Origin of the sequence: Bradyrhizobium sp. Mp27, from assembly GCF_029953005.1 — a bacterium.
Lineage (GTDB): Bacteria > Pseudomonadota > Alphaproteobacteria > Rhizobiales > Xanthobacteraceae > Bradyrhizobium > Bradyrhizobium barranii.
Genome location: NZ_JASAUS010000219.1, coordinates 1 through 9,097, shown reverse-complemented (window position 1 = coordinate 9,097; position 9,097 = coordinate 1). Strand labels below are relative to the sequence as shown.

Genomic DNA, 9,097 nt, shown 5'->3' with positions numbered 1-9,097 from the left:
AGTCTCGGTCATGGCGTATCGCTCTCCTCGAGAGGTTCTGGCAGGCTCGTCACCCGCCTCGATACGCCGCCTTCCTCACACCGTCATCACCCAGATTCCGCCATAGCTCGCCTTTCGCTTCCCCGCGCCAAGCTTCAGCGAAATTGCAAGCCGGCCATCCTTTTCAGCCAACGATCTTCGACAGCTATTGACGTCAAACCACCGTCGCGTAGGCCCGAACCAGGCAATGCTTAAGCCAAAGCTCGTCGAATACCAGATTGACGCGATCGTTGCGTTCTTCGAGACCTTGCAAGCCGACCGGGCTCGCTAAGACCCGGGCTTAGGGTCACGGCCACGCCGATCAGCATTCTAGTCCTGAGTCTTTAGGCTAAGGATGTAATTCGCGAGAGCGTCGGCCTGATCGGGCGCGATGACGAGGTTCGGCATGTTCTGGTGGCTGGTCTTCAGGAACACTTTCAGCGAAAGTGCCGTCGTTCCATACCTGTTTGCGATTGACGCGAAGCCCGGTGCCTGATCCGACATTCCCGGCATGTGCGGTTCGATTGCATGACACGGCTTGCACCATGCTTCCGCGAGGCGACGTCCTTCAAACGCGCTGTCTGCAGCAAGTTTAGATCCGTCCGCCTTGTGCACGCGGACGAGAAACAACGCTAATAGCGCGATCAGGATCACGAGGCTGATGTTGACTCGCATGCTGCGGAACATGTTCCGTTTCAACTCGCGGTTGGGGCACTCACAGCAACCGCGCGAGCGCCAGCGGGCATCTCATCGCCAAAACCGCCTGCCGATCAGCTGTTCTGGCGAAAGAAAGCAGAATGACCGAGCGCACCCGCCTTTAGCGCAGGATGCGGCTCTTTAGCACGCGATCAGGTCGGTATGTCCAAATCCCTTTGAGTAGTCGAGCAGGGAGACAATCGTGGGTGTCAGGCGGAAGACGCAGACCTCCGAAGTGTTCGGCATGGGGAGATCAAGACTCTTCTGGTTCGGATACCGCGAGATCAGGAGGCGCAGGGCTTTTTCGAATTCGGCGGGATTCGTTACGAGCTTCGCGCGTGCCGCCATCGATAGGCCCACGATGTCCATCACTTGCGTGGGATCGTCATCCACCGTTAGCGAGACCCGATCGTCCTTCGCCAGGTTAGCTGCCTTCTGGCTGTCCGCTCCGCAAAGGAAATAGATGACGAGCCCATCATTGGCGTAGCCGACAGTGGTCACCTGGGGCCAGCCGTCAGATCGTAGGGTAGCGATCCTCGTCGTCCGGTGCTGATCCAGAAGCCGAAGGATTTTCCGCCTGAACGTTTCGTCCATTGGTCGCCTCCGATTTAGACCAGTTTAGCCCCGAACTAGCGTGTACGTTTTGAGGCAGGTCAAGTATCGAGGAAGCCGGCCGCCAAGCGTAGGCGCAGTGGGCCTGCCATACGCCTGAGCGCAATTGCGCCAATCGCTCTCGGAGGGAGCGCTGTTTGGCAGTTATGCTTGTCGCTATAGCGGGCCCCATCGCCAACCGACCTCATGCTTTGAGCTGCATCAAGCAGGCTTTGAACGGCGGTGACATCGTGTGGACTGGGAGGGCTGCTTCGATGCGCCGATTTGCCTTGAAAGCCCTATTCACGGCTCTCGCTTTCAGAAGAGCCGAGAAGGAGCGAGTCGATTGGGATCGAAATATCTTGATCTTCTCGACGGTGGTGACCGTCGGGCTGGTTGCGCTCTATGTCTACGGCAAGGCTACCTCGCGTTGGTGAACTGTTTCGCGGGAACGACTGCGATGATGCGGTGCTTGTTGATGCTTTCGACAATAGGTCTCTGGTCAAGCACCTGCGCCCATGCGCGCGAGGAGGAGCAGCAACATGGCAAAGAGCTGCTGCAAAGATTGTGCGCCCGCTGTCACTCAGTTGGCAGGACCGGCGCGAGTCCTAACAGGCAAGCGCCGCCCTTTCGCAGCTTCAGCGAAACCAAACTCTACGACAGCGATTTCCTGCAGCAACTACAGGATGGCTATAGTAGCATTCATCCCTCAATGCCGACCTTCCGCTTCAACAGGAACGACGCGGAGGCAGTCCTAAACTACATGAAGTCAATTGAGGAGCGACCCAGCCGAAAACAATCTCCGCAGCGATAAGGTCTGGCCATCTCCAGGGGACCAAAATGCTCGACGACAACAGACGGTTTCTTTGGATCAACCCGACACCCGGCGGCGAAGGCAGCTGTTGGCGCAAGGCGGACATTCGGCCGAACCGCACGTCTCAGAAGGGCCCAATTGCCGACAACATAACAGTGACTAGGCTGTCAGATTTCCCCGCTTCGGGTCGAAACAAGCCGAATAGAGGCAGGACCGTCTATGTTGGCGCTAACATAGTTTTGCGCGGCCAAGATGAGAGTTTCTACGGCGGATCGATTGTACGAGGGATGCTTCGGATTTAGGTGCAAGCCAGATTCGACGATCATCACCTGGGTAATCCCGGAGGGTAGAACTTCAGTGGCGAATGATACGAAGGATACGTGCGGGGCTTTGAATGACATTGGAGTCACTTTCCCTGACGTCGAACGTAGGTGACGCCCCAGCCAAGGCCTAGTGTGGCGGCGACAAGCGAGCCGAGGAGTACCCCCAGTTTCGCCGCCCTCAATAATCCCTCATCGGAGAAGGCGAGCATCGAGATGAAGATCGACATGGTAAAGCCGATCCCAGCCAGCAGGCCGACCAGACAGACGCCACCCCACGAAACGCCCGGAGCAAGGCGACACCAGCCCAGTTGTACCGCGACCCAAGTCGCGCCGACGACGCCAAGCGGTTTCCCAGCGACTAAGGCAAGCGCAGTGCCCATCATCACCAGATGGCTCCCAGCGGAGAGATCAGCGCCCGCTAGGCTGACGCCGGCATTCGCCAGCGCGAAGATCGGCATGACGCCGTAAGCCACCCACGGATGCATTGCCATCTGCACCCGCGACACCGGCGGCAATATCTCGCGGTGAGCTACGCGAAGGTCTCGCAGCGGTTGCTCTAACAGGTGCGGATCCTTTGCCTTCACCGCATCGCTGCTTCGCAACTGCTTGAGCACTCGCGACACGACTTCCAGCGGCGGCTCCCGCATTGGTAGGGCGCGTACCGGAGTTATCAACCCGAGCACGACACCTGCAAGGGTTGGATGGATGCCGGCTACCATGAACCCAATCCAAACCAAAGAACCGGGCAGTACGTAAAAGGGCGCAGAACCGATCCCAATCCGCTGACATCCCCAAACCGCGAGAACGCCAATTGACGCGATGATGAAACCGCCAAGCTGAAGGCTGGCGGTATAGAAGATGGCAATGATTAATACCGCAATGATGTCATCGATGATCGCTAGAGCAAGCAGGAAGACCCGCACATTGACCGGGATCGTTCGTCCAAGCAGCGCGAGCACCCCAACAGCAAAGGCTATGTCTGTCGCGGTTGGCACGGCCCAGCCTTGCCCTCTAGCCGGATCGCCGTTGAGGCTCAGATAGATGAGCGCCGGGACGATTACGCCACCAGTCGCGGCGACCAGAGGCAGAATGGCTTGGTCGATTTTGCTCAGTGCGCCTTCATGAACCTCGCGCCGAATCTCCATGCCCACGACGAGGAAGAAGACTGTCATCAGCGCGTCGTTGACCCAGAAATGCAGCGACCGGGAAAAGACGTGTTCCCCGACACCGATTGTAAGCGGAAGGTTCCAAAAGGCGTGATAGCTATGAACGAACGGAGAGTTGGCCCAGATCAGTGCAGCGGCAGCGGCAACGAGAAGCGCGGCACCACTGATTGCCTCCACATGCAGAAACCGCTGAAGGGTGCTGAGGGCCTGTTCCGCCAGCCGCTGGGCTTTCGGCAGATCGTCAAATGAAGGGCTATCGTTCATGGGGCGCACGCTTTCCGCGTGGCGGCCCGACCATCGCTCAGCCTGTCGCTGCTCAATGCAGCGAGCACCCGAACGCCGTTATACATCGGGATGGCGGCAATTCAACCTTGGAAGAATGACCGTCCCGAATGTCGATTTTGGGCTCAGAAGCGGTGCTCGACTGAACGCGCCCCGGCAGATTGGCTAGGTGCCTTCCACAACCGCCTTCGTCCCAATCGCCAAATAGAGATAGATCGAGCTATCCGCGCGGATCGGCACCAGGCCGCCGATGGCGATCGGGGTAACTAAGAGAGCCGCGAGCCGGGTACTAGCCATGTCCGCTCGGCGCCTTATAGCGGCCCACGAGCGAACTTTGAGGGACGACGTTGATCCGCATCAAACGCCGCCGCAGCGCAGTTCTCTACGCTTAGTGAAGCTATCGGCGACGATCGGAGCATACTTCCCTTCACGCTTGAGCAGTTCCTCAACCTCCTTCGCGACCTACAATAAGGCGATCTGCCCGCGCAGGTTGTGGTTTACGTGCTCGACGAGGCAAGCCTGACGCCCTCAGTCGAATTGCGTCAATGATCGCGACGAGTAGCAGCGACCGCGTGGTATTTGGAAAGCCACTCTGACAATGAGCGACCGATATCATGCCTTCAGGCGATAGGATATGGAAGGCAGTTGTTGCAGGGTTGTGCGGAAGCATCGCGCATTCCCTGCTGATGGTTTTCAAATCTTGGGCTGGACTGCTTCCGTCATTCCAGCCCTACGAAAGTCTCCAGGCGACGCTGAGCCATGTAACCGGCACTGCAATCCATCCGGTAGTGCCTTGGTTACTTTCATTCCTGAATGGCTCAACCTTAGTCAGTTTCATCTTTGGACATCTTTATCGATGGCTGCCAGGCAACGTCGGTGCTATCAAAGGAATAATATACGGTGTGCTCGGATGGGCGATTATGGGACTGGTGTTCTTTCCTATGATCGGCCTTGGGTTATTCGCACTCCAGGTTGGGCTTGGCATTTTACCCGCACTGTTCTCGCTGGCAATGCTCCTAATCTACAGTGTAACACTCGGCATGGTTTACAGCGCACTCAATTCCTGACTTGCTTGAATGTGATCAGCGCATGTCCGTTTGGGGTCAACGTGAGACCTGGTGTGAAGGGCAGCTCTTGGCGCAGAGCGGCCATTCGCCCGAAACAGCATGTCTCTGACCGTGTTTAGTCGCGGGGAACGCCGGAACGTCTACGTCGCGAAAGATAGGCGTACCGAATTGCCCCAGATAGAGCTCCTACCCTGGTCCGGTCGTCTTGCGGCCGTCGCTGGCGGGGCTAATCCACCACTGAACTCCTCGTTGGCGTGGTCCGAGCCGGTCCGGAATGTGAGTTTTGCCGATTTCGGCAGCGAAGCTCAAGGTTACGCCAGAAAACAGCGGCGTAATACCGCAAGAGCCAGAGCACGCATGACGCTCCCTTTTCGAGAAAGCATCGGCCAGATCCTCGAAAAAGATGTTGACTTAGCTCATGGGCCGGCTGGCGAATGGCTGCGTTTTCGGAGGCGAACGTTCGAGACTTGTCAGTTGATTCTGCTCAAACAGCGGGGCTGGTTTCGGCAGAGAATGATGCAGGTAGTTTCGGAACCAAACCATGTCGTTTGAGCGGGTTCTGCGATGGACCCTGGTTGCGATCGCAATCGCGGGATTGACCGCGGGTATTGTTGCGCGAGCCGCGGGCCGGCCTGATCTGGCCGATCTCCTATGGGCAATCGGCACGGCACCCGTGATAGGAGGACTGGCGGTCTCGATCTTCAGGGACTTGCTGGGCGGCCGGCTGGGAGTGGACGCGATTGCGCTCCTGTCGATGAGCGCGGCATTGGCGCTCGGCCAGCCGCTTGCCGGCGCCGTGGTGGCGCTGATGTATTCCGGCGGCAACGTGCTGGAGGATATCGCGATCGCGCGGGCTGAGCACGACCTGCGGTCACTGGTCGATCGTGCACCGCGCCGGGCACATCGCAAGACCGGCGAGCGGATCGAAGAGGTTCCGATCGAGGCGGTCTTGGTCAGCGAAGAGCTCCTGGTACGGGCCGGCGAGATCGTGCCAGTCGACGGCATCGTCCGTTCGGCCATGGCCACCATCGACGAGTCCGCGGTTACGGGCGAGCCGATCCCGGTCGAGAAGACACGCGGCAGCGCCGTTCTTTCCGGTTCGCTGAATGCGGGTGAGACCTTCGAGTTGACCGTTACCGCACCGGCTGGCGAGAGTACCTACGCTGGTATTGTGCGCATGGTGACGGCGGCGCAAACGGCGAAGGCCCCCTTTGTGCGGTTGGCCGACCGCTATGCGCTGATCTTTCTTCCCGTGACGCTCGTCATCGCCTTCCTGGCGTGGCGGATCTCCGGTGATTTGACCCGCAGCCTTGCTGTGCTGGTGGCGGCAACGCCTTGCCCCCTGATTCTGGCCGCACCTGTCGCCTTCATCGCCGGCGTGGCGCAAGCGGCCCGTCGCGGCATCTTGGTCAAGGGCGGAGGGGCACTGGAGGCGCTGGCTCGTGCGCGTACCGTGCTCTTCGACAAAACCGGCACCCTCACGGTTGGAGGTGCGCGGTTGCTTTCGGTTGAAGTCGCTCCGGGGGAAAATCCGGACGAGGTCCTCACGCTTGGGGCCTCGCTTGAGCAGGCCTCGCATCACGTCCTCGCCAAGACCGTCGTCTCTGCGGCCGTCGATCGCGGCCTCAAGCTCAAAGCGCCCGAACAGGTCAAAGAAGCCATGGGCACCGGTTTGTCCGGCCTGATCGACGGCCGCCGGGTAACTGCGGGCTCGCGAGAGTTGCTTCGCTCACATGCCGAGCTGTCGCCGTGGGAGCTGCGGGCAATCCGGCGCGCATCGTGGCGCTCGGCGCTGATCGTCTTTGTCGCCGTGGACGGCCGTCCGATCGGCGCGCTGCTGCTGGCCGACGAGCTGCGGGCTGATACGCCGCGAGCGATCCGGCTGCTGCGCGATGCGGGCATCGTACGAATGGTCATGGTCACAGGCGATCGTGCCGCAGCGGCGCAGGCAATCGGAGCAGCGCTCGACCTCGATGCCGTGCTGGCTGACCGCGTTCCCTCGGACAAGGTCGAGGCGGTGCGCACTGAACAGCGGCTGCATCCGACCATCATGGTCGGTGATGGCATCAATGACGCCCCGGCACTGGCCGTGGCCGATATCGGGGTCGCGCTCGGCGCACGCGGCGCGAGCGCCTCGTCCGAGGCGGCGGATGTGGTCATCCTTACCGATCGGCTTGATCGCGTCGGCGAAGCGATCATAATTGCGCAGCGTGCACGGCGTATCGCTCTCCAAAGCGTCATTATTGGCATGGGATTGTCGATAGCTGCCATGGTGGCCGCTACCGTTGGCTGGCTGGATCCCGTGCCGGCGGCGATCGTGCAGGAGGTGATCGATGTTGCCGTCATCCTGAACGCGCTGCGGGCGCTCACTCCAGCCCATGGGAGCGCCGGTCGCCGGATATCCGCAGAGCAGGGCCTGGCACTGCATCACGACCATCAGGCGCTGTTCGGGGATCTCGACCGACTGCGCAAGATCGTCGATGCGATCGACGATGTGCCGCCAGACGCCGCTGCGGCCTTGATCGAAGAGGCTGATCGCCTCGTTCAGGGCAGTGTAGTGAAGCACGAGCGCGAGGACGAGGGCAGCGTCTATCCGAAGATTGCGGAGGTGCTGCGTGAACGCCACGGCCTCTCTGCCATGAGCCGCGCGCATCGTGAGATCCTGCACCTTGCGCGGCTGCTCGCACGGATCGCGGCCGACCTGCCGTCAGAAAAGATCGACCGCTATCTTATTCGCGATGCCCAGCGTGTGATCGAGGCGATCGAAACGCTGGTGCGCATGCATACGGCCCAAGAGGACGATATTTACGAAGCCGTGGCCGCGGACTGAGCAGCTTGGCGATGTTGGTTAGTCGACCGTGCCGAATTCCGCCACGGGCTGGATCCAGTAGACGAGGTTGGTGCCGGTGAACGAAGCCCGAACCCGGTCGAGCAGGCGCTCAGCATCGTTCCGTGGTAGGACAATCCATACGATGACCTGATCGGCGTGCCCTTTGACGCGCTCGGCCATGCTTTGGAGCCGCACGGCGGTGCCGTATCCGGCAGCATCGGAGGCCGTGAAACCCCTCACCAGATCGGTCTGTTCGCCGAGATAGTCGAACAGCTCGTCGCGAAGCTGGCGCGGCAGGACCAGCGTGAGGCAGACGGACACGCTCGTCATTTTGCCCCCTTCGCAGCGCCGCCGTAGCGGCGATACAGGATCGGCAGCAGGATCAGCGTCAGCAGTGTCGACGACACCAGGCCCCCGATCACGACGATGGCCAGCGGTCGCTGCACTTCAGATCCCGGACCGGAGGCGAACAACAGCGGGATCAATCCCAGCGCCGTAATGCTGGCCGTCATTAGAACGGGCCGCAGTCTTCGCATGGCGCCTTCGACGACGATGCGACCCTCGCTCAGGCCGTGAGCGCGTAGCTGGTTGAAATAGGAGACCAGCACGACGCCGTTCAGTACGGCTATGCCGAGCAGCGCGATGAATCCGACCGACGCCGGAACAGACAGATATTCGCCGCTCGAGACCAGCGCGAACACGCCGCCAATCAGCGCGAAGGGGATGTTGACCAACACCAGTAGCGCGTGGCGGACCGAGCCGAATGTGGTGAACAGCAGCACGAAGATCAGGCCAATGGCGACCGGCACCACGACAGAGAGCCGCGCGGCGGCGCGCTGCTGGTTCTCAAACTGGCCGCCCCAGGCCAGTCGATAGCCGTCTGGCAGCGGAAGCCCGGCGGCAACCTTCTGCTGAGCTGCCTGGACAAATCCGACCATGTCGCGGCCGCGGACATTGGCGCGAACCACGCTCATACGCTCGCCGTTTTCCCGGTCGATCTTCACGGGCCCGTCGACGCGCTGGATGCGGGCGACCTGCGACAGTGCGACGTGCTGCCCGGACGAAAGCGTCAATGGCAGGCTTGCGAGCAGAGTCGGCGCCTCCCGAGTAGTCTCGCTGCCGCGGACCAGGATCGGCGTGCGGCGTCCCTCCTCGAGCGCCGTCCCGATGGTACGGCCCTCGATCTGGGTGCGCAGCGAATTCGCCCCGTGGGTCGGTCAAAATCCCCCGGGTATGGTCACTTGAAACTCCCCCACCTGATGATCGCCGTCAGCGCCGCTGAACAGCAGTAGCCGGTCAGGCAGGACGTT

10 protein-coding genes and 1 pseudogene are annotated in these 9,097 nt (G+C 60.7%); 5 read left to right on the top strand and 6 right to left on the bottom strand.

What is annotated here, in order from left to right:
- Positions 1-348: 348 nt before the first annotated feature.
- Both QJT78_RS45720 and QJT78_RS45715 read right to left on the bottom strand, forming a co-directional pair.
- A complete protein-coding gene (locus tag QJT78_RS45720) occupies positions 349-705 on the bottom strand; it encodes a cytochrome c (protein WP_038944690.1) in 357 nt (118 codons plus the stop codon).
- Between the two features lie 150 nt (positions 706-855).
- Positions 856-1,308 carry a pyridoxamine 5'-phosphate oxidase family protein gene (locus tag QJT78_RS45715; RefSeq protein WP_028153137.1) on the bottom strand — a complete coding sequence of 151 codons (453 nt, stop codon included), beginning with the start codon at positions 1,306-1,308 and terminating at the stop codon, positions 856-858.
- A gap of 155 nt (positions 1,309-1,463) precedes the next feature.
- On the opposite strand from QJT78_RS45715, the gene QJT78_RS45710 reads away from it, so the two are divergent.
- Together QJT78_RS45710 and QJT78_RS45705 are read left to right on the top strand one after the other, a co-directional pair.
- Positions 1,464-1,742, top strand: a complete 279-nt coding sequence (locus QJT78_RS45710; RefSeq protein WP_155258075.1) for a hypothetical protein — start codon at positions 1,464-1,466, stop codon at positions 1,740-1,742.
- A 23-nt stretch (positions 1,743-1,765) separates the two neighbouring features.
- On the top strand, positions 1,766-2,119 hold the full coding sequence (locus QJT78_RS45705; protein WP_028153136.1) for a c-type cytochrome: 354 nt from the start codon (positions 1,766-1,768) through the stop codon (positions 2,117-2,119).
- A 406-nt stretch (positions 2,120-2,525) separates the two neighbouring features.
- On the opposite strand, the gene nhaA is transcribed toward QJT78_RS45705, so the two are convergent.
- Together nhaA and QJT78_RS45695 are read right to left on the bottom strand one after the other, a co-directional pair.
- Positions 2,526-3,872, bottom strand: a complete 1,347-nt coding sequence (gene nhaA, locus QJT78_RS45700; protein ID WP_028153135.1) for a Na+/H+ antiporter NhaA — start codon at positions 3,870-3,872, stop codon at positions 2,526-2,528.
- 183 nt (positions 3,873-4,055) lie between these two features.
- Entirely contained in the window at positions 4,056-4,187 is a 132-nt protein-coding gene (locus QJT78_RS45695; protein ID WP_264653556.1) for a hypothetical protein, read from the bottom strand.
- Positions 4,188-4,504: 317 nt separating this feature from the next.
- On the opposite strand from QJT78_RS45695, the gene QJT78_RS45690 reads away from it, so the two are divergent.
- The 3 genes from QJT78_RS45690 (at position 4,505) to QJT78_RS45680 (ending at position 7,787) form a co-directional block, all read left to right on the top strand.
- Positions 4,505-4,957: a DUF6789 family protein gene (locus QJT78_RS45690; RefSeq protein WP_038944691.1), complete on the top strand. Its 453-nt coding sequence runs from the start codon at positions 4,505-4,507 to the stop codon at positions 4,955-4,957.
- A 276-nt stretch (positions 4,958-5,233) separates the two neighbouring features.
- Entirely contained in the window at positions 5,234-5,509 is a 276-nt protein-coding gene (locus QJT78_RS45685) for a hypothetical protein (RefSeq protein ID WP_155258074.1), read from the top strand.
- Positions 5,499-7,787 carry a heavy metal translocating P-type ATPase gene (locus QJT78_RS45680; protein WP_028153133.1) on the top strand — a complete coding sequence of 763 codons (2,289 nt, stop codon included), beginning with the start codon at positions 5,499-5,501 and terminating at the stop codon, positions 7,785-7,787. The genes QJT78_RS45685 and QJT78_RS45680 overlap by 11 nt, the downstream gene beginning before the upstream one ends.
- Positions 7,788-7,805: 18 nt before the next feature.
- Here QJT78_RS45680 and QJT78_RS45675 read toward each other — a convergent pair whose 3' ends face one another.
- The gene (locus QJT78_RS45675) at positions 7,806-8,117 is read right to left on the bottom strand and encodes a DUF3240 family protein (protein ID WP_028153132.1); all 312 of its coding nucleotides are present in this window, start codon (positions 8,115-8,117) and stop codon (positions 7,806-7,808) included.
- Positions 8,114-8,992: pseudogene (locus tag QJT78_RS45670) on the bottom strand (efflux RND transporter permease subunit); the annotation flags it as partial. The pseudogene QJT78_RS45670 and the gene QJT78_RS45675, both read right to left, overlap by 4 nt.
- Between the last annotated feature and the right edge of the window lie 105 nt (positions 8,993-9,097).

Bases quoted from the DNA above. Each gene is read 5' to 3' on its own strand.
- QJT78_RS45720 (WP_038944690.1), bottom strand. From the start codon at position 705: ATGTTCCGCAGCATGCGAGTCAACATCAGCCTCGTGATCCTGATCGCG.
- QJT78_RS45715 (WP_028153137.1), bottom strand. From the start codon at position 1,308: ATGGACGAAACGTTCAGGCGGAAAATCCTTCGGCTTCTGGATCAGCAC.
- QJT78_RS45705 (WP_028153136.1), top strand. From the start codon at position 1,766: ATGATGCGGTGCTTGTTGATGCTTTCGACAATAGGTCTCTGGTCAAGC.
- nhaA (WP_028153135.1), bottom strand. From the start codon at position 3,872: ATGAACGATAGCCCTTCATTTGACGATCTGCCGAAAGCCCAGCGGCTG.
- QJT78_RS45695 (WP_264653556.1), bottom strand. From the start codon at position 4,187: ATGGCTAGTACCCGGCTCGCGGCTCTCTTAGTTACCCCGATCGCCATC.
- QJT78_RS45690 (WP_038944691.1), top strand. From the start codon at position 4,505: ATGCCTTCAGGCGATAGGATATGGAAGGCAGTTGTTGCAGGGTTGTGC.
- QJT78_RS45680 (WP_028153133.1), top strand. From the start codon at position 5,499: ATGTCGTTTGAGCGGGTTCTGCGATGGACCCTGGTTGCGATCGCAATC.
- QJT78_RS45675 (WP_028153132.1), bottom strand. From the start codon at position 8,117: ATGACGAGCGTGTCCGTCTGCCTCACGCTGGTCCTGCCGCGCCAGCTT.